Origin of the sequence: Psychromonas ingrahamii 37 (genome assembly GCF_000015285.1) — a bacterium.
GTDB classification, from domain to species: Bacteria; Pseudomonadota; Gammaproteobacteria; order Enterobacterales; family Psychromonadaceae; genus Psychromonas; species Psychromonas ingrahamii.
On record NC_008709.1, the window covers coordinates 527,738 to 547,791 of the forward strand.

The 20,054-nt window shown below is 37.3% G+C and carries 14 protein-coding genes and 1 pseudogene; 2 read left to right on the top strand and 13 right to left on the bottom strand.

Annotated elements, in window-relative coordinates; all coding sequences use genetic code 11:
• Positions 1–19: 19 nt before the first annotated feature.
• Positions 20–1,246 (bottom strand): amidase family protein, encoded by a 1,227-nt coding sequence (locus PING_RS02220; protein WP_049752937.1) that lies wholly within the window; start codon positions 1,244–1,246, stop codon positions 20–22.
• 155 nt (positions 1,247–1,401) lie between these two features.
• On the opposite strand from PING_RS02220, the gene PING_RS20840 reads away from it, so the two are divergent.
• Both PING_RS20840 and PING_RS20845 read left to right on the top strand, forming a co-directional pair.
• The gene (locus PING_RS20840; RefSeq protein WP_011768838.1) at positions 1,402–1,764 is read left to right on the top strand and encodes a LysR family transcriptional regulator; all 363 of its coding nucleotides are present in this window, start codon (positions 1,402–1,404) and stop codon (positions 1,762–1,764) included.
• Positions 1,761–2,294, top strand: coding sequence for a LysR substrate-binding domain-containing protein (locus tag PING_RS20845; protein WP_011768839.1), 534 nt, complete (start codon positions 1,761–1,763; stop codon positions 2,292–2,294). The genes PING_RS20840 and PING_RS20845 overlap by 4 nt, the downstream gene beginning before the upstream one ends.
• A gap of 768 nt (positions 2,295–3,062) precedes the next feature.
• Here PING_RS20845 and PING_RS21725 read toward each other — a convergent pair.
• From PING_RS21725 to wecB, 12 genes and pseudogenes are all read right to left on the bottom strand, one after another.
• A pseudogene (locus PING_RS21725) lies at positions 3,063–3,254 on the bottom strand (hypothetical protein); the annotation flags it as partial.
• 335 nt (positions 3,255–3,589) lie between these two features.
• Positions 3,590–4,609: a polysaccharide deacetylase family protein gene (locus tag PING_RS02230; protein ID WP_011768840.1), complete on the bottom strand. Its 1,020-nt coding sequence runs from the start codon at positions 4,607–4,609 to the stop codon at positions 3,590–3,592.
• A 162-nt stretch (positions 4,610–4,771) separates the two neighbouring features.
• A complete protein-coding gene (locus tag PING_RS02235) occupies positions 4,772–5,332 on the bottom strand; it encodes a PEP-CTERM sorting domain-containing protein (protein WP_011768841.1) in 561 nt (186 codons plus the stop codon).
• 633 nt (positions 5,333–5,965) lie between these two features.
• Positions 5,966–8,608, bottom strand: coding sequence for a tetratricopeptide repeat protein (locus PING_RS02240; protein ID WP_011768842.1), 2,643 nt, complete (start codon positions 8,606–8,608; stop codon positions 5,966–5,968).
• Positions 8,609–8,651: 43 nt separating this feature from the next.
• Positions 8,652–10,007, bottom strand: coding sequence for a PEP-CTERM-box response regulator transcription factor (gene prsR / locus PING_RS02245; protein ID WP_011768843.1), 1,356 nt, complete (start codon positions 10,005–10,007; stop codon positions 8,652–8,654).
• 25 nt (positions 10,008–10,032) lie between these two features.
• Entirely contained in the window at positions 10,033–11,430 is a 1,398-nt protein-coding gene (locus tag PING_RS02250; RefSeq protein WP_011768844.1) for a porin family protein, read from the bottom strand.
• A gap of 7 nt (positions 11,431–11,437) precedes the next feature.
• On the bottom strand, positions 11,438–12,190 hold the full coding sequence (locus tag PING_RS02255) for an AAA family ATPase (RefSeq protein WP_011768845.1): 753 nt from the start codon (positions 12,188–12,190) through the stop codon (positions 11,438–11,440).
• On the bottom strand, positions 12,187–13,752 hold the full coding sequence (locus PING_RS02260; RefSeq protein ID WP_011768846.1) for an XrtA system polysaccharide chain length determinant: 1,566 nt from the start codon (positions 13,750–13,752) through the stop codon (positions 12,187–12,189). The genes PING_RS02255 and PING_RS02260 overlap by 4 nt, the downstream gene beginning before the upstream one ends.
• Positions 13,753–13,754: 2 nt before the next feature.
• On the bottom strand, positions 13,755–14,363 hold the full coding sequence (locus PING_RS02265) for an XrtA/PEP-CTERM system exopolysaccharide export protein (RefSeq protein WP_011768847.1): 609 nt from the start codon (positions 14,361–14,363) through the stop codon (positions 13,755–13,757).
• A gap of 49 nt (positions 14,364–14,412) precedes the next feature.
• Entirely contained in the window at positions 14,413–16,488 is a 2,076-nt protein-coding gene (gene prsK / locus PING_RS02270; protein ID WP_157035417.1) for an XrtA/PEP-CTERM system histidine kinase PrsK, read from the bottom strand.
• Positions 16,489–16,569: 81 nt separating this feature from the next.
• Positions 16,570–17,820, bottom strand: coding sequence for a UDP-N-acetyl-D-mannosamine dehydrogenase (gene wecC / locus PING_RS02275; protein ID WP_011768849.1), 1,251 nt, complete (start codon positions 17,818–17,820; stop codon positions 16,570–16,572).
• A 48-nt stretch (positions 17,821–17,868) separates the two neighbouring features.
• Positions 17,869–19,047, bottom strand: a complete 1,179-nt coding sequence (gene wecB / locus PING_RS02280; protein ID WP_198134735.1) for a non-hydrolyzing UDP-N-acetylglucosamine 2-epimerase — start codon at positions 19,045–19,047, stop codon at positions 17,869–17,871.
• Positions 19,048–20,054: the final 1,007 nt, after the last annotated feature.

The following is a 20,054-nucleotide window of genomic DNA, read 5'->3' on the forward strand; positions in this document are numbered from 1 at the left end:
TAAAAAAGTTTTAGATTACCTAATGATATTTTTTATGATCATCATCGAGCAAGTTAGTGTAAGTTCCGAGACGACTATTTGGGCCTATAGCGTTGGACCCAATGTCACTTTTGTAAACTAGTCCTGGCATCGGCGGAACACCGATTACGTCGATCTTTGTTAATATTGAGGTTGTTTTCCAGGGAAGTGCCTGCAAGTGATAGCGGGCATTAAATGCATCACTAGCGGAGAACTTGTGCGCAGATTCAATGATCACATGAGTTATCGAATATAGCGCACTCTGATGCTTTGCAATAAAATGCTCTAATGCCGCTAGTCTTTCTGCAACCCAGAGGCCTTCATATAATAACTTAGGCACCTCATAGAATGGGTTAAAGTCAATTTCAACCAGCTTTGCTCTTTTTTGTCGCCAGCAGTTAAGGGCTTGCTCATAAGCTTTCTTTTGAGCGGGTTCATCCAGAATCAGGCTGGTTGAATCGGGTACCGCAACGGTAAAATCAGTGGGCATATTCTGCTTAGCATCACCGTGATAGGGTTTAGAAAAGGGATCTTTTTTATCGTAGCTTCGACAACAGGCATACACTAGTGAAGCATCTTCAACCGTTAGCGCTAATATCGATACTGTATCGAGTGAACGACAGGTGGGAATCACTCCTCGGCTAGAGATACTACCAAGCGTCGGTTTGAGACCCACAATATTATTGAGTGCTGAAGTTATACGCCCCGAACCGGCAGTATCAGTTCCAAGCGAAAAGTAGACCTCCCCATGTGCCACTGCCAATGCTGAACGCAAACTAGATCTATCGGGTACCAGTTTTGAATCAATCGCATTTTTAGGTGCGGGATAAGGTGTTCTTAAGCCCACTAAGCCAGTTGCAAATTGATCAAGATTGGTTTTACCAATGACTATTGCCCCTGCCAGTTTCAATAGAGAAACCACATAAGCATCTTGCTTCGTAATATAATGAAACTCATAACAGGCGGCAGTCGTTGGCATATTCGCTGCATCAATATTATCTTTGACAGCAAACGGAATTCCCCATAACGGTTTTAGCTCAAGATCAAAGGGACCAAGGTCTGTGATAGCTTTCGACAACTGCGAACTGCTGGCAACATAGAAATAAATACCTTCGTCTGCGATATTCGTAAGACGCGCTAGTGATTCTTGGATCACTTCATCAGGACTGACTCCTTGACGACAGACCTCGTGCAAAGCATCGATAGTAAAAGGAAGGTTAGTTAACATAATTACTATCCGGTAATAAACAATATGACTAGTTAACCAATTAATTGCGATGCTGTATGCTGTTGGTTTTGCAGTTACGTGGTGCATATTTTGCATCACATGGATAAGTGTTCAATGGAGCAATTATCCAAACTTTTACTAATGGAAGAATATAAATGAAGCAACTTATGGATTTTAATTATTTTCAGGTAGTCGCTAAGGGAGGTTCAATTCGTAAGCCTGCAGACCAACTTTCGATCACTTCAACAGCACTTAACCGACGTATTCTTAGCATGGAAGATGAACTAGGTGAAAAAATATTTGAGCGTCAAGCCAGTGGTCTACGACTTTCTGCTGCAGGAGAGTTATTCTTACATCATGTCCAAAGACAACTTGCTGATCTTGAACGTGTTAAAAGTCAAATATCAGATCTTAGCGGTGTAAGGCGAGGGCATGTAAATATCGCATGTAGTCAGGCACTGCTTACGTCTTTTTTCCTAAACAAATCGCACGTTTTCGGCACCAACATCCTGCGGTGACTTTTAGTCTTTATTTAAGGGATAGAAAGGCTGCAGAATCTACACTATTAGACAATAGTGTAGATTTAGCCATGGTATTTGAACCAGTCTACATGAATGAGCTGCAGATTCTTATATGTAAAGAACAACAGCTATACGCCATTATGCCAAGTGGTCATCCATCAGCTGGAATAAGTGAACTTAAATTAAGTGAATGTATGGCTTATCCATTAGCTCTTCCCACAAGCGAGTACGGCGTGCGTCATATTTTGGATTTTAAAGCCAATAGATCCATGCTAGATATGTATGCCGCAGTGGAATCGGACAGCTTTGAGTTTCTGCGTAATTATGCGATCAACGAGAGTTGCATCACCTTTCAGATAGAAATTGGATTGCCGCAAATTGTGGAAGAGTTGAGACTCACTGCGCGGCCGATATCAAAGGCCGATATGGCAGTCGGCAGTATGTACCTTATTCAGAAAAAAGGCCGTACATTACCCGTGGCTGCTGTACGTTTTGCAGAACAACTGATACAAACACTGTCACAGTAATATTGTAAAATACGATGAGTCCATATACAGTTTTGGGGGTGAAAGCGCCTTAGCTAAATCCTTCAAGAAGAGCATGATCATTCAAATCGATTTTACCGGTAAGAACTTTTATTTTGTTCGTTATTTGGAGAAGCGAGCGTAAATAAATGAACTAATCTCAACAGATAAATGGTAACAATTTCTAAGCCTTTGTACTCCGACACGTCTTAGACTGTGAAAATTTAAGCTATTATAATGTACGCTATTAGATGAGCTTTAATTCTTTTCGAGAGTCGTGTGCGATTTTTATAAACTCTTCAAGCCCACTTATTCCGTGAAGCGAGCAATCTAGTGAGGATGCCAACTCTAATATAATACTGACGTTAAAGTGTGTATAAAATCCAAATCTATCATTGATCGTTGAGACGATTAAATAGTTTTATTTTTTGGCGTAAATTTGGCGTAAACCTGCCTAAACCCAAGACAACCAAAAAACACCAAGTTTAATTGAAACAGTAAGATAAGTGTTCTAAACTAGTGGATGTAACCATGTTTTTGGGATTCAAAATCCGTTTTCGAAAGAAGTGCCGGTTCAAGTCCGGCCTCGGGCACCATACTTTAATTCCTTGCTTATGCAGGGATTTTTTGTTTCTACCGATCAGTAAATTCCTTTTTAATAATTATCTTCTGTCCATATCTGGACCTTTCTACCCATATTTGATACTTAACCTTTAGATTCTGTGCGCAATGAGATCCCAAACTTTCCAACAAGCTATAAATTAATCGAACTTAGTTTTTATTATCGGTAATCATTGCTGGTGGTACTTCTATTGATCCATGTAATGACCGATAAAAACCGAACACTTTCTTGGCAGCTTTATTCTCATATTGAATCGGTAATAAACTCACATTAACTGAATATAGGCGCTTACTGTTGTAATAAGCAAAATAATCTAAAATGCTTAGTTCTGCTGCCTTCTTCGTTTTAAATGTTTTTTAGTTTGGTTGCTTGTTTTTTGCACTATGGGGGAGACGTTCTGTGGGGAAATTGTGCCTGAATGCCCCTTTACCGCTTATGCTGGCATCGATTTCCATGGTGCTAAGTAATTTTCTATAATCATCATTCTGCGATCGGCCCAGATAGATAAGTTGATAATAGCGTTGCTTGTTGGAAAAATAGTCTTTAGCAGCAGGAAGAATTTACGAGAAACCAATATTTTGCATTAGGTTAAGTTCATAATGTTATTTTCTTGATCATCCATATCATGATGCTCTATTGTCGGATAAATCTAAAGTGACTAAAAAATCACTTATATTTATGCATTTTTAAGATGCTTAAGGTCTTGATAGGTGATAGAAATTAACTCTTTATGTTTTCTTATAAAATCTTCTAATTTTATAAGTGAGTAGGGAGATAAACTTTTTGGATGCCCCATTACATTAAAAATGCTGTTTTTATCTGCGAGTTTTAGATGCTCTTTAAATGCTTTTTCCAGCTGCCCCGCTTTTGAACTATCCAGCATAACTGGCCCGTAGGTTGTTCTCGTTAAACGTTCAATATAATAACTTCGACTGGCCAGCATCGCCTGCCCATCGCCAAAGGGGGTAAATAGATGACTGGAAAGTTTTTTGCGCAGCGCAAGCTTCCAAAAAAACAGAGGTGAGGTTTTAGTTGCGCTGATAGGGATCTCCGTAAAGTACCCGTCTTGCTGTGCCGTTAGAGGATCATTATCAAAGTGCCAATATGCTTTAGCAGGTATCTGATTAAACTCAAACCAGCGTGTTGGATCATCGGAGTGTCCCTGTGCAAAAACGGTGCTGTCTAACCAAATGTTATTATTCTGCAGTGCCTGTTTGATTTTATCAAAGGGCTGTAAACACCAGCCGCCAGCTCGAAAAGCGAATATACTTTGTTCACTGCATGATTCGAGCTCTTGTTTATAACTTGTTACTATGTCATCAATTTCCTGCGGGCTAAAATCATGCAGGCGATAACGGCCAGTATTAATAACCCAGGCATTGCCATCATAGTAGCTATCCTCCCAGTGCGGGTGAATATGCAGTTGTATATCATGCCCTTGTGATGAGAGTGCTTGTAATTGCTTTTTAATGGCAGCGTATTGCTGCTCTAAAACAGGGAAATCAACGGCATACTTTTTTAGTTTAACCAGAAACCCCGCATCAACAAATAAACTAACCTTATAGTCATATTTATTGAGTAGCGTTAATAATTGTTGGGTCGGATCAAAAATACACTTTTCAACGCTACCACAATTTTTACCGAAAAAAATCTCATAATCTAAGCTGAGCAGCAACTGGATCTGGTTATTTTTCATTGATTTATTCCGATTTAAGCAGGTAAATAGATAATGATGGCGTATTTCATATAACGGGATAAGTGTAGACCAGCTTTAGATTGAAGGTTTTTTATATATAAAAAAAGCCCAAGATTATTATTCTTGGGCTTATGGGTAACCTATGATTTAACTCAATAGGTTTTATGATGCTTTTTTGTTACGACGGGCGAAACCAAAACCGAGTAAGCCCAAACCTAACAACGCTGCACCAGCCGGCGCAGGAACAGATCTAGCAGAGAATGTTGTCTTATCACTACCTACTTGAGTGGTAAATACCCAAGTAAACAAAGTATCGTCATAACCAGCGTGTGACATAGTACCGTTACCGTTAATGATTGCTCCACCTGAAGCAACTGTATTACTAATGATATTTTCAAGATTAAATGTAAACCCTTCTACTAACCATAAAGGGGATATTGGTAAAGTAATTGGATCAGCAATATCATTTATGATTACATTAGAACCAAAAGCAGAAACTGACATATCGAGAACTGTAACCCCGTTTGCAGCAAAGTCACCATTAGCGATACCTACGTATGAACTATCGAAATCAACTGCCTTTATTTCGGTTGTTGATGAATTATAAGTGGTAGCGGCGTTTCCGGCAAGACTAATTATACCATTAATCGGTATTGCAGAGGCTGTGCTGGTTGCGAGTAAAAGAACCAACGAAGTGGTTAATAACGAGATAGCTTTTTTCATTTTAATACTCCTTAATATATATGGATGATTCCATATGCTAGATAATGCATACAGCGTGCCAAGCTTAAAAAAACTTTAATATCAGACGGTTATGTTTTTTTGTTGTTTGGGAAAGATCTCTGGTATTCAATGTGTAAAATTATTCAACAGTGTCCTTTGATAGTTTATCCATGAATCGTTGTTTTTAATGAGCCAGATTGGCAGTGTTTAAGTGTGCTCTTTAGGTTTATATTTGTGATTAAAGATTTTATTATTTCAGTAAATCTCAAGCTGTTGTTTTTTTTAATGTTTTTTTTAATGTTTTTTTTTGTATTTTTTAAGATTTTTTTTGTTGTTTTTTGTTGTTTATTTTTTTATAAAAAAATCCATTGTTTTTCACAAAAAAAGTTGTAAATTTTACCGACATATCATTATTAATGCTTTCAATTAATCACTTAAAAGATCTGTGGTTTTAGATTTTAGTTGTTGATTTTTATCACTTAAATTAAGTGGTGGCATTGTCTGTTACTAGGGGCGTTGGGGTAGATAAATTGTTATAAATGATCTTTCTTTGCTGCAGTTGTTTGGGCGTTATATAAAAAAAGGTGAAAATACGACAACTGACCATAAAGGCCAGTTGTAATAATTTTTAATTTATTGATTATTTATTTCCAGCAAGTGAGATTTGATTTCTGGCTCATTGGGAGATAATCGCATGGCTTCTTCAATTAACTTTTTGCCCTGCTGCCGTTCTCCATTCTTATATAAAATCCAGCCGTAAGTATCTAAAATGGCAGCATTTTCAGGCATTAATTTATAGGCTTTCTCAGCTAAGGTGATGGCAATAGGATTGCCTTGTTCAAAATATAACCAGGCGGAATTGTTTAAGCTGACAACATCATTCGGTGTTTGTTTCAGTTGTGCTTGATAGACCTGCAGAGCTTGCTCTTTCTTGCCATTATTTTGCAAATAAATTGCTTGGTAGCGTATTGCTGTTAGGCTTTTGGGAAAGGCTTGCTGCCATTCATTAAGAAAAGCCGCCGCTTTTTCTGAATTATTATTTCCCAATAATAGATACAGTTGGTCTGCAACCTGTTCATCTTTTGTTTTTTGCCAGTAAGCCGTTAACAAATTAATTGCTTGTTGTGGCTTTTCTTGGGCTACAAATATTCCTGCATACAACCTTGTTGCTAAAGAGCTCTTTGGTAAGATTTTAGCAATCTTATCTGTTATTTTTCGCGCTTCAATATATTGTTCTGAGCGGATTTCAATATCAGTTAGTAGGCTTAACAGCGTGATATTTTCGGGTTCTTGCTTAAGTGCTGCGATTAGTATTTCTTTGGCTTTTGGATAATCATTTTCTGCGAAAGCTTTACTCGCCTTTAATAAATTAAGTTGTACGGTTAATTGATTAAGGCTTGCTTGATATTTTTGCGGCAGTTCATTTCCCGCTTCTTTTGCATAACCCGTTGCCAAGTCAAGTTTATTTTGCTGCAGGGTTAACGTTGCCAGCGTTAATGCTAATAGGCTGGCTTCATAATTTTTAGGTAGATAGTTGGCAGCCTTTAACGGATCTTTTTGCTGATCTATTAAGCTGCGAACAATACCGGTGTAAGACGTAATTTCCGTCGGATAATAGCTTATGATTTGTTTGTAATTATCTAGTGTTGATAGCCATTTTTTTTCTATTTTGTTGATCTGGACCAGGCTATAAAGTGCTTGGAGATGGTTATTTTCCAATGCCAAAATCTTTTCTATTATTTTTCTAGCTTCACCTGATTTGTTTTGATAAATATAGTAGTTTGCGACAATTAATTGTGTATCGGTATTTTCGCTATACATGCTTTTTAAATTGGCAACATACTTATCCGCTTCAGTGAATTTTTTAAAAGTAAGCAGTTGACGAAGATATAACATTTGCAATGTATTATTTTCGGGATGAGAAGACAAAACAACATAAATGGAGGCTAATGCTTTTTCTGCTTGGGGCTCAGGTAAACTGTTATAATAAAAATTTTCTGTTAACGCGAGACGAATTGATTGTGGTGCTAATAATTTAGCTTTATCAAGTGCCATTTTTGCTTTTGTAAACTCTTTTTGTTGTATTGCCGCATTTGCATAAAGTACCCAGGTATCAACATTTCTGTTTTTTTCAGGTATGTTTTTGAGTAAGTTTAAGACTTCCTCTGATTTGTTTTGCTGCAATTGAGTTGCCATATACAACTCAGTGAGTTTAATCGGGGATATTTCTGGATCGATAATATCTGTTAAGTATTTTCCTGCACTTTCAGAATTCCCTTCATTGTAGAAAATCAAGGCTAATAAAGTGGCTGATTTTTTGTGCCCGGGATTATTATCTAATATTTCTAATAATACCTTTTTAGCAGTTGAAAATTGTTGATTTTCAAATAGTTCAAGCGCACGTGTATACTGCATTGAAACTGACTCTGCCAGAGGAAACTCTTCGGAGAGAATACGTGTATATATAAGCGCTTCTGAACCGCGGCCTTGTTGTGTTAGCACATTGGCCAAGCTTTGAATAATCTGGATACGTTGATAGGTGAAAATATCACTAGTTGGAAGGACGGACAAAGCTTCCGATAATGACTTCTCTGCATTAGTAAGATCCCCGGTTTTAATGTAAATCATACTTTTAAGGAAGAGCGCTTCGGTGTTCTTTGGCTCTGATTTTATAATTTCATCAAGCGTAGTGAGGGCCGCGCTGTGATTGTCTGAGACAGCTTCAATTTTTGCAAGTGCAAGCATACTCTTAATTTTATAATCTGGATTTTTTAATGATTCTGTAAAGGCTATCTTTGCCTGTTGTAAATTATTACTTAAAAGCAACTGTTGCGCTTTTACAAACTGCAAATGTTGAGGTTTATTTTGTAAAATTTCTGTCTGATGCTCGATTAGGCTTTGAGCCGAGATTACTTTTCCAGATTGTTGATAAGCATCTAGCAGTGCAAAATAATATTCAACATCTTTAATACCTGTAAAAGATTCAAGCAGTTTAACGCTTTCTAGCGGTTGCCCTGATTCCTGGTTGATCTTTGTTATGATCAAATAACCATCAATACTGGTTGGATCTATTTTAATCGCATCATTGGCAGCACTAAATGCAGCTTTAAATTGGTATGCATCAAGGTATGATTGACCCTGTGCAAGGTAGGCATCTTTGTTGGTGCTCTTCTGTACCTCTTTAGATTCTCCGCAGGCAGAAAGAAAGATAGTTGTTACAAGCATTGATATCGTTAATGCTTTGTCTATTTGAAGATTAAAAAATTTTAATTTCATATTTATCTTACCTATTCAAATTGGCTTTAATATATAGCCAGTATTACAGAGGGGTATTTAAATGATGCTTTTTCATTAAGTCATAGAGTGTCGGTCTGGTTATGCCAAGTGATTTTGCGGCCGCAGAAATGTTATTATCAGTTGCATTAAGTGTTGTTTTTAGTGCGTTTATTTCAGCACTTTCTCTAATCACTTTTAAGCTAAGCGGGCTACTGTCAGATGATTTTAATCCGATATCTTCTGCTGTTATATTTTTTTGCTCACACATAATGGCTGCACGAGTTATTTTATTGTTAAGTTCTCGGATATTACCGGGCCATGAATACGCTTCTATTGCATTAATTGCATCTTTAGTAAAACCTGTGACTTTTAGGTTTTCTTTTTGAGTGTACTTTTGAAGCAGATAGCGGGCTAATAGGACTTTATCGGAGCCTCGCTCTCTTAATGGAGGGATATCTATTTGTATCTCTGCGATCCGATAATAGAGATCTTCGCGGAATTCACCGCTAGCCATCATTTCTTCTAAATTTCTATTAGTGGCGCAAACAATCCGAGTGTCCAGGTGGATTAATTTGCGACCGCCAATACGTTCAATTACTTTTTCTTGTAGAAAGCGCAGTAACTTGGCTTGTAATAGTAGTGGCATTTCACCTATTTCATCGAGAAATACTGTTCCACCATTTGCTAGTTCTAATTTACCGAGTGTACTTTTTATTGCCCCTGTATAGGCACCTTTTTCATAGCCAAACAGTTCACTTTCAAATAAATTTTCAGGAAGAGCAGCGCAGTTAATGGCAACAAAGGGATGTTCATTGCGGGTACTTAATGCATGCAGTGATTTTGCTAATACCTCTTTGCCGGTACCACTTTCACCTAAGAGTAAGCAAGCTGCGCTGGTGGGGGCAACTTTTTCGATTAGCTTACAAATAGTTAACATGCGTTCATCTGCAGTAATTAGTCCTTCAAGATGACTGCTTTTAGATAAATTAAAAATTCTATTTTTGGTTTCAAGTTGGTGCATATGAAATGCACGTTGTACGATAAGTGCCAAAGTATCAGGATTTACCGGTTTACTGTAAAAATCATAGGCACCAAGGCTGACCGCTTTTAAGGCATGTTCATTGCAATCATTGCCGGTCATCACAATTAACTTCATATGTGGATTTATGGACAGGGCTTGTTGTACCAAAGAAAAACCTTGGGTTACACCGTCAGGATCAGGGGGCAAACCTAAATCTTGCACCATTACTTGTGGTTCATGTAAACGAATAGCAGCAATTGCATTATCTAAGCTTGCTGCAACAACAACACTGTAATCAGAAAAATGCCATTTAAGCTGCGTTTGCAGCCCTATATCATCTTCAACAATTAATAATGTTTTAGTTTCGTTTTTTGACAAAATAGTTCCTTAAAAATTAATTGCTTCAGTATTTATAAGCAATTCTGCTTGTATAGTGTTGTTCTTCATAACCAGAGGTTTTCTGGATATTTTCTTGTTTTTCAAAAGCGGCGCTAAGCTGGATATACAGTGAGTGAGTTACATTATATTTTGCAGAAACTTCTGCTTCAGTCACTTTTTTTATTGCACTACTTGTTAGATCTGTCCTGAGATAACTGACCAGTAAACTGGAGCTTAAGTTTTCTGTTAATGACCATGTTAGTTTGCCTAAAGCACCTGCTTCAGTTACTTTTTTTATTGCACTGCTTGTTAAGTCTGTTCTGCGATAACTGACCGATAAATCAGATCTTAAATATTCTGTTAATGACCATGTCAGTCCGCCAAAAGCACCATATTTATCTTTAATATCAATCTCATCTATGGCTGTCAATTGATCGCTACGCTCGAAGTCAAAACGTAGGTTACTAACTAATTTATCATTTAGTATTATATATTGATGTTCTAATGATAAAGATGTGTACCAAAAAAAACTATTTTCCACAAAGGCTATTGGTTGATCTGTTTCGAACTCTCGAGATGAATCGGTCAGTGTTTTAGATGCGTTAAAAGTAAATAAATGCTTCCTCATTTGTGCATTAATAGTGAATCCATACTGTTCGCCATTATTTTTCGCACTTAGACTGTCAACCCATGTTTTTCCTATATTCAGCGAGTAGGTTCCTAATAGATAACTCCGTGTTAATTTTGTGTCTAGTTTTTGTTGTCTGTATTCCTCATTTAAATCATCAAACTTTTTTTTGCTGCCAGAATAGCTTACCTGAACTTGAGACTTCTCACTTAGAGCGTATTGCCAGCTAATCAGTGCTTCATTGCTATTGCTATCACTCTTTGCCCCATCCCCCGCAAACCAAGTTTCTGTGTGATCTGCACCAACAATAAAGGTAGTTCGATCTGAGTAAGGAAGAGACCACTGCAAGCCCGCTTTCAGAAAATCATTTTCATTCTGATTATTCTCATCATTAGCTTGGCTTGGATCGATAAGATAACGCCGGCGTTTATGGGCAAGATTCAGAAGTAGGTTTTTACTGAAAACTTGCTGTGAAATTAATGCATTACCCGTCCAATAATTATTTTCTTGTAATTCCTCTTTATTTTCTTTTGTATATTCGGCGTCATAAGTAAGTGCAATATCAGTCGTTGTAAATTTTTTTTTGTAACCTAGTGCCATATCAGCTGTTGCTGAGCGAGCTGTTTGCTTGTTATCTGTTGATTTATAAATATTGTCACTTACTATATAGCCAGCTCCAAGTTCTACAAATGAGCTTTGCTTATCGGTTGTTGATGCTGCAGCATGAGTTTGAAATAAGAGAGCAAAAAAAAAGATACTTGGACATGATTGAGTAGATATTTTGTTAATCTTCATAAGTATCTCATTTATTGTTAAGAATAATGCCTGCAAGTTTATCGTTACTAATTAGCTCAATGCCTGTCTGAATTTGTGATTCACTTGTCTGCCCATAGCGCACTACTAAAATAGCCATATCGCAAATTGACGCTAAAATCTGGCTTTCAGCATAATATCCAATAGGGGGCGTATCGAGAATAATAAAACGATCTGGATAGCGTTTTTTGGCCATCTCTATGAATTTTTCCATCTTCTCTGATGAAAAGTTTTCTGCTGCGTGTTCAGTTTTAGATCCAGCTGGAATAATTCTTATCCGCCGGATGCCTGATGGATAGATAATATCCTCTATTTCCTGGGTATCTTCCTCAAGAAAATTAGACAAACCAAATTTTGGTTTTTCTTTAAGGTAGTTATCTAAACTAGGAGTGTAATTATTGCAATCAATAATTAATGCCGTTTTTCTATGATCCAAGGCAATACTAGCGGCTAAATTCACAGCAACATGCGTTGTACCCGAGCCTTGGTTAGTGCTAGAAAGCATGCAGACAAAATTTTTGTTATTAGCCTTTTTTAATATTTTAGTGCGTAATTCACGATAATTATTGAGTGATTTTTCATCCCCGCAACCGGGATAAATTATTTTTAATGCGTCAAGTTCATCGGACGTTAATAACCAGTCATCATTCATTTCTCGAATTTGTTTTCGACTATCATCGGAGATATTCAGTGCGTTATGATTTCTCTCAGTGATCTGTTTTTCTAAAGGCATAACTGTCATCTTATCCGCTCCATTAATAGAGAATACAGTGGCGTAAATAGCTCTGATATTGGGTAGTCATAGCGATGACTAATGGCAATGCCGACATAAACAGTTACAACAAATAGCAAAGCAAAAAGAAAGGCTATATTTTCTGACCTTTTTTTGTTTCTTTCAGAGCTATTAAGCTTATGATCAATACTGACAAGCAGTGGCACATTGGTAAATTGTGCAAGTTGAGATGCAAAACGGATTTTATTCTCTAGCAGTATTTTAACTAAAAACAGCGAAACTAGTAGTAAGAAACCTAGAACAGGACCCGCAATAAAAAAATGTAAAAAGCGTGGACCCGATGGTAGTGTTGGATAGCTTGCTGGTTCCTGCACTTTGTAATTAACCCCTTGTCCCTCAATATCAAGTACCATTGATAATCGAGCTTTCTCTTTATTGGCAAGCATGTCTTCATATAGCCCTTTGATTACACCGTAATCTCTGTTTAATTCGGAAAGCTCTGCCTGGTTGTTGGCTATACGTTTACGTCGCTCAGAGGCTTTTTCGAGCAGTACATTAAAGGCATTAAGTCTATTTACTTCGGTATTGTATGAAACTTGTGCCGTCGACAATTTACTACTAATTTCCTGGTATAAGGGGTTAAATTCAGCACCTACTTGAGACTTGTCCTTTTCTTTAAAGGTCAAATTTGTGACGTTTTTTTCCATATCACTAATCTGATATCTGACTTCAAGGACTTCAGGATAATCGTCCTTGTAACTTAGTAACAAGTGATCAAGATATTGTCGTAACTCTTTAAGTCGACGGTGATAGATAGCTGCCTCATAATCATTAGATGAAAACTTATCTTGGGATTTCAATTGATTTTTGAGTGAGGAGATTTGTGTTAAAATCTCCATTTGATAAATCTTCATATCTTCAATGTTATTACGTAACTCTGATATCCGAGACTCTACCTCTGATTCTGTTCCATCTAAATGGCTGGACTTAAATATTTTCAATTTTTTTTCAGCTAACAGCAACTGGTCTTTATAACTTTCAACTTGTTTTTCAATAAAATTATATGCACTACGGCTTTCATTTTTTTTGGTATTTGCACTATCTTCCACAAATAACGATACGACTTCATTAAGTAGGCGAAATGTTATATCGGGGGTAGCATCCTGATAAGATATTTTCAGATAGTTGTCTGACATGCCTTCAACGTTGATGCTGTGCCGTAAAGAGGCCCACTTGTCTGCTAAAAGCTGCGGTGTTGGAAAGGCGTTTTTTCCATATACAGCATCAATCACTTTATTTAATTGCCGAGGAGAGAATATGACATCACGAACTTGTGCAGTTTTGCTTTGTTTTACGTTGGTAATTGATGTTTGCTGACTTAGCAGTGGTTTGATTATATTTTGAGTATCAGCAAAAATAGTCGTCTCACTGCGAAATACTGATGGCTTATATATTCCTATTGCTAAAATAGAAAAACTAATCACAGTAACAAGTAATGCTGCCTTGAATTTTCTTAGGCATACTTCTTGCCATGCCGCTGCTATGTATTTAAATATTTCATTAATTTCCATGATTAAAATATACTCTCTGGGACAATTAGGATATCTGATGGCCTTAACTCGTAATTAGTCGATATATCGCCTTGTTTTATTATGCGCTTAAGTTTTATTGAATAACGTTTAATTCCGCTATCAGTTTTTCGGTATAAAATTGCGTTATCACCATTAGAAAAAGGGTTTAACCCACCAGCCTGTAGGACTAAATCGAGTACTGTCATTCCTTCTCTATAGGGAATAGATAGAGGTGTTTGCACAGCGCCTGTGATACGTACTCGAGATAGGAACTCGGCACTCATCGCAGAGCTTACAATAACGGTGACTTCTGGACTTCGGATAAACTTTTTGAGGTTATTGTTAAGCTCTGCCGCTAGCGCCTCTGCAGAAAGACCGACCGCTTGAGCATCGCCAACGAGTGGAACTGATATTTTTCCATCGGGGCGGACGGTAACGCTTAATGATAATTCTGGATTTTTCCAAACATTAATAGATAACTGATCGCCTACACCTATTTTGTATTCAGGTGCCGTTATGATCTCCTTAGAATCCATCTGCTGAAGGAGTTCTGTTGAAGAGCAACTTGCCAGCATGTAAATGGCGAAAGTAAGTAGTAAAGTTTTTATCATTTTATCCTCTAAAGTCTATTAACAAATGTTTATCTCTAAGTTAATGATTTTAAGCGTAGTTCATTTCTTTTTTAGTGCCATTCAAAGGTAAATAAATTGAAAATTGAGTGCCTTTTTTTACTGTACTCTCAACAAAGATCTCTCCTTGTAAAGAATGAATGAGCTCCCTTATCTGATATGCGCCGATTCCCATTCCCTGATTTTTTTTGGTGCTGGAGAAGGGTTTAAATAATTGCTCCTTAATAAAAGACTCATCCATACCGCAGCCTGTATCCGTTACTTCTAACCATAAATCATCATTCTCGGTGGTTAATTTTATTGCAATGGTTCCACTATCATCGGTTGCATCCTGTGCATTTTTAATTAAATGATAAAGTGCCATTTGCAATTTATCTTTGTCAGCCATCACTAACGCATTATTTCCTTTTACGACTGACAATATTGGTGTTGGGAGACTGGATGAATTCATTTCTATCGCATTTTCTAGCAGTTTTATGATATTGATAGATTCAATTTTACTCTGTGAATCTCCTTGTAATTTGACTAATAATTGATTCATTTTTTCAACTGAGTTACCAATCGTTAATATGACATCATCAATAAATTCAGGTTGATGCCTGAACTTTTCTGCATTATTAAGCATTAAGCCTTGTTGTGCTATGAGGTTTTTTATATCGTGGATTGCAAAAGCTGTGATTTTATTAAATAGGTCGAACTGTTGATTTTGAATTAACTTTTCTGATGCCTGATGGCTATTAATATAGCTGCCTATTTGACGACCTGTCAGTTTTAATATGTCTAAGTCTTCCCAAGTTAAGGTGGTGTTAGCTGACTTTTTACAAAGTACCGCAAAACCAATTAATCCTTGATGAGTATTGAGTGGAATAATTGTCCATGCATCATTCGTATTTATGAACCATTTAGGTAAGTACTTATTATTTTTTTTATCATGATCGCCTGTATTTTTAGGTGTTTGAAAGACCCATTCATCTTTAGTCATCAGTTGTATAAAATGGCTATTATTTGCTTCAATTGCGCGTGATGATGGGAGTTCGAAGTTTTTTAATGCAACGGGAGAATAAAACTGTTGCCCTTTAAGCCAAATCCCTCCACCACTGCAGTTAAACAGCGAAGTCATCGTTGCTAGTGCTATTTCATAACCATTGTTATCGTCTCTTTTCTGTGAAAGTTGGGAATCTAGTTCGATCCATTGTTTTTGATAATCATATTTATTAATAAAGAAATTCTTGCTAATCCAAACGGTGGTGTGTGAACGGAATTTTTCAAGACATGACAGTGCTGCTATGGCAAATATTGACATAACATACAACAGTATTCTTGAAACCTCCGCCCATTCAACATTGAAAATATTAACGGCTAAGCCAAGAAGCGCCATAAAGACAAGGAATATCCCAGCTAATATAAAGCTGGTATTGAATATAATAATTGACCGAGATAATTGAAACTGACTATCTTGCTGTTGTTGAAAGGGATAGATGATAATTGCAAGTGCTAATATTAATGAGGTTGCGCTGTTAATTATGCCTCTGGCATACCACAAGTTGTTGTTTTCATTTATAAAAAGTAATAAATTTAAAAAAACGAGCATATCATAGGCAAGTTGCGTTATTGCAACAAGTGCTACTAGCTTGCTAACGCGACTAGAATTGTCATGCCTGAGCAGTTGTTCCGCGATGACTATGCCGGCTAAACAAAGAATTATTTTTATATAGAGCCAGAGTGTCATCTGCATAAATGATGTTAATGGATTGTTTAAACTCTGTATTAAGAGAGCTAAAATCACCACAATAGTAATATATATTGAAGCAAGCCAATTTACGGGGAGCCTTTTTTTTTGCGAGTACATTAACAGATTAATAAGAATTAAAGACCAACCTATATAGCGGAGTGTTTCAATAAGTTGAAATTGGTAACTTGATGGAAACCGGTCAAATGGGTTGTCAGCGAAGGTTATATGCCAGATTGCAGTTAACATCGCGAAGAGGAAAAAACTCAGCTTTATTTTTAAATTTTTTATCTTCACCAGCGCGGTCAAGGCTAATGCAATTTCAACGCTTGCGGTAAAATAATCAAATATAGTTAGCGTTGGGTAACCACTCATCATAAACACTTTATTTTCCTTGTCTCAATACAGTCAGTAAATTAAAACTGGCAAGCTACTGTTCCCAAATAGATTGATATAAGGCTATAATATTCCGCGTGTATCAATGACCACTTTGGTTGCTAAAAGAGTTTTATCTGTTAATTTAAATTCTTGATGATCGACTAGTATGACGATGATATTGGCAACTTCGAGGGCATGTTCTAAGCTTGTAAGTTGTATGTTTTCTTTAAGTAAATGCTCTGGCAAGAATTTAATATTGGGCTCTACTGCCATTATTTGACCTACCTTTTTATCGGCTAGTTGCTTAACTATCTGCAATGCCGGACTTTCTCGCAGATCGTCAATATCAGCTTTAAAAGCGAGTCCTAAGCATGCAATAACTGGACGCTTAAACTCATCTGCCGCATGCGTTATTTGCTCGATCACATAATGTGGTTTGTGATCATTGGTTAAGCGTGCTTGTCTAATCAGATTTGCTTCTTCGGGGCAGCTGTCGACAATAAACCAAGGATCCACGGCGATACAGTGACCACCGACGCCCGGTCCTGGATTTAAAATATCAACGCGGGGGTGGCGATTGGCCAGTTTGATTAATTCCCATACATTTATTTTTAATTTATCACAAATAATAGATAATTCATTTGCAAATGCAATATTGACGTCACGGAATGAATTTTCAGTCAGTTTTGCCATTTCTGCTGTGCGTGCATTGGTGATGATACATTCACCGCGCACAAATGTGCGGTAAAGAGCAACGGCTTTCTCGCTACAGGTTTTGCTCATGCCGCCGATGACGCGATCATTAGACACTAATTCTTGTAGAACATAACCGGGCAATACACGTTCAGGGCAATGTGCGATATTGATATCTGCAGCATTCCCTTTATCTTGAGGAAATGAGAGATCAGGGCGTGCTTTCGCTAACCAAGTTGCCAGTTTTTCAGTGGTTCCCACCGGGGATGTCGATTCAAGAATGACTAAATTACCTTTTTCAAGTACTGGCGCGATAGTGTTAGCAGCAGACTCAATATAACTGAGGTCAGGTTGGTGGCTATCATCATCGCGATGGATAAAAGGCGTTGGCACGGCAATCATAAATACATTAGCAGGCTCTGCAATAGTCACTGCGCGTAAATTTCCAGTGGAAACAACACTGCGAACGACAATATCGAGATCTGGCTCGACGATATGAATTTTCCCCGCGTTAATGAGATCTACTGCATTTTGGTTCACTTCAACACCAATCACAGTCATGCCTCGCGAAGCAATAATTGCCGCTGTAGGCAGGCCGATATAGCCAAGCCCGATGACGGATACTTTTTCAAAATCCATGATAACTCCCTGTAGCCTTGTATTTATCTATTAAGTGTTTTTGTTAAACTAAACTGTAATAGGCTCTGAAGCCGCAGTGACTGCTTCCACCTTTTGTGTAACAAAATAATGCATGATTCTATTGATTATTTTCTGACAAGACTGCCCATCTCCATAGGGGTTATGTGCACGACTCATACGGTTATAAGTTATTTCATCTTGAAGTAATTTTTCAACGGCATTGATAATATTATTTTTGTCCGTACCAACCAGTTGAACCGTTCCTGCGGAAAGCGCTTCAGGTCGCTCGGTGACATCTCGCATCACCAGTACGGGTTTGCCTAAACTTGGTGCTTCTTCTTGAATGCCACCAGAATCAGTTAAAATAATGTGCGCTTTATCCATTAAATAAACAAAAGGAAGGTAATCTTGCGGCTCTATTAAATGGATATTGTCAAGATTGCGTAAAATCCGATTAACCGGTTCACGGACATTGGGGTTTAGATGCACAGGGTAGATTATCTGGACATTTGAATGTCTTCTTGCAATTTCTGCCAGCGCCTCACAAATTCGCTCAAATCCACTACCAAAATTTTCTCTGCGATGACCTGTTACTAAGATGAGCTTTTTATTGGCATCTAATTGGGGGAACTGCTTGGCTAATGTATTTGAAAGTTGTGTGTTGTTTTTTAATTTATAGATCACCTGCATCAAAGCATCAATAACGGTATTGCCGGTTACTTCAATGCTATCAGCGGAGATCCACTCTCTAAGTAAATTTTCTTTCGCACTTTCGGTTGGGGCAAAATGAAGTTTAGTAATAGCGCTGGTAAGTCGGCGATTCCCTTCTTCTGGCCAAGGAGAGTTCAGATCGCCAGTACGTAAACCTGCTTCAACATGGCCAATTGGAATCTGCTGATAAAATGCGGCTAAACTGGTCGATAATGTCGTTGAGGTATCACCGTGCACTAAGATAAGGTGGGGCTTAAATTCTTTTAGAATAGGTTCAAGCCCTAATAAAATATTAGTGGTTACATCGGATAAAGACTGCCCTGGCTTCATTATATTAAGATCATAGTCGGGGGTGATTGCAAACAGGTTAAGTACCTGGTCAAGCATCTCTCTATGTTGTGCTGTAACGCAAACTTTAGCGTCAATACCCGGCTGTTTTTTTAGCGCATCGACAAGTGGAGCCATTTTGATTGCTTCAGGTCGAGTACCAAAGACAGTTAATATTTTAATAGACATAACCATATTTCCGTATGAGCTGTAAAATCTAAAGATGGAAAAAATAATTTTAAAAATGTAATAAATTGTTTAACCTAAATTAAAACTACATAAATTATGTTAGTTCAAAAAAAAAAATTAGAAGTTTAAATCTTATATTATTAAAAATTAAACCTCCCACCTGTGAGCGCGGTCATTAGGTTATGCCTGAAGCCTCTTTTTATGCTATTAAGCATTTTAAAGAAAATGATCATGCGGTTATGGTATTGATAATACTCGACTGTTTAAGTCCCTAAAGATTGATATTAAAGACTAAGCAAATATTGGCTATTAAGAAAATGTCCCATACCCGCTGGGATTCTAAATACCAGATGTATTGGGACTACTGGAAAATACTTAGGGGAGGTGTGTCACGGATTTTCGACAAAAAGTCGTAATAGAAAAAGGGCATTTAATTTCCCCGTTGGGAGAGAGTTTGATCGTTGTATACAAATATATTGTATAAGGTTGGACTCTGAACTTGATGATCTAAATGCACCACCATATTATCTTCACTACTAGTGAAAGTGCTACTTGAAAGATGAGAGTAGAGATCCTTTAAGCATTTCCCTTCTAATAAAGCACTTTTATTGGGCGATATTTTTTAGCAAAAGGATATTGTGTTGATTCCGTCAGAGTGGATGCTGAAATGCATATTTGAAATATGAAAAATATCAAGAAAAGCCTGAAAGGCACAAAAATAATCGACTCGCAGGCTCTATACCCTCTAATAATGTTAGTTTTTGAACTATCATTTTTATTATTAGGGTACCTGCAAAATAAGTTTTACTGTTGCGCTTTTATATCCTGCACTGTTAAAGGCTGTAATACAGAAAAAACAGCTCATGCCAGAGGACAGATTATCGATATTGTATGAGGTTAACTCGTGTTTGCTAACTAATATATATCATCTCGAGTTGCGTGGCTATTTGCCCACAATAAATTTTGTAGCCCGCTCCATCCGTTAATTATGAAGCATTATTATTAGA

Coding starts and splice junctions, on each gene's coding strand:
- PING_RS02220 (WP_049752937.1), bottom strand. CDS start 1,246: ATGTTAACTAACCTTCCTTTTACTATCGATGCTTTGCACGAGGTCTGT.
- PING_RS20840 (WP_011768838.1), top strand. CDS start 1,402: ATGAAGCAACTTATGGATTTTAATTATTTTCAGGTAGTCGCTAAGGGA.
- PING_RS02230 (WP_011768840.1), bottom strand. CDS start 4,609: ATGAAAAATAACCAGATCCAGTTGCTGCTCAGCTTAGATTATGAGATT.
- PING_RS02235 (WP_011768841.1), bottom strand. CDS start 5,332: ATGAAAAAAGCTATCTCGTTATTAACCACTTCGTTGGTTCTTTTACTC.
- PING_RS02240 (WP_011768842.1), bottom strand. CDS start 8,608: ATGAAATTAAAATTTTTTAATCTTCAAATAGACAAAGCATTAACGATA.
- PING_RS02250 (WP_011768844.1), bottom strand. CDS start 11,430: ATGAAGATTAACAAAATATCTACTCAATCATGTCCAAGTATCTTTTTT.
- PING_RS02255 (WP_011768845.1), bottom strand. CDS start 12,190: ATGACAGTTATGCCTTTAGAAAAACAGATCACTGAGAGAAATCATAAC.
- PING_RS02260 (WP_011768846.1), bottom strand. CDS start 13,752: ATGGAAATTAATGAAATATTTAAATACATAGCAGCGGCATGGCAAGAA.
- PING_RS02265 (WP_011768847.1), bottom strand. CDS start 14,363: ATGATAAAAACTTTACTACTTACTTTCGCCATTTACATGCTGGCAAGT.
- prsK (WP_157035417.1), bottom strand. CDS start 16,488: ATGATGAGTGGTTACCCAACGCTAACTATATTTGATTATTTTACCGCA.
- wecC (WP_011768849.1), bottom strand. CDS start 17,820: ATGGATTTTGAAAAAGTATCCGTCATCGGGCTTGGCTATATCGGCCTG.
- wecB (WP_198134735.1), bottom strand. CDS start 19,047: ATGTCTATTAAAATATTAACTGTCTTTGGTACTCGACCTGAAGCAATC.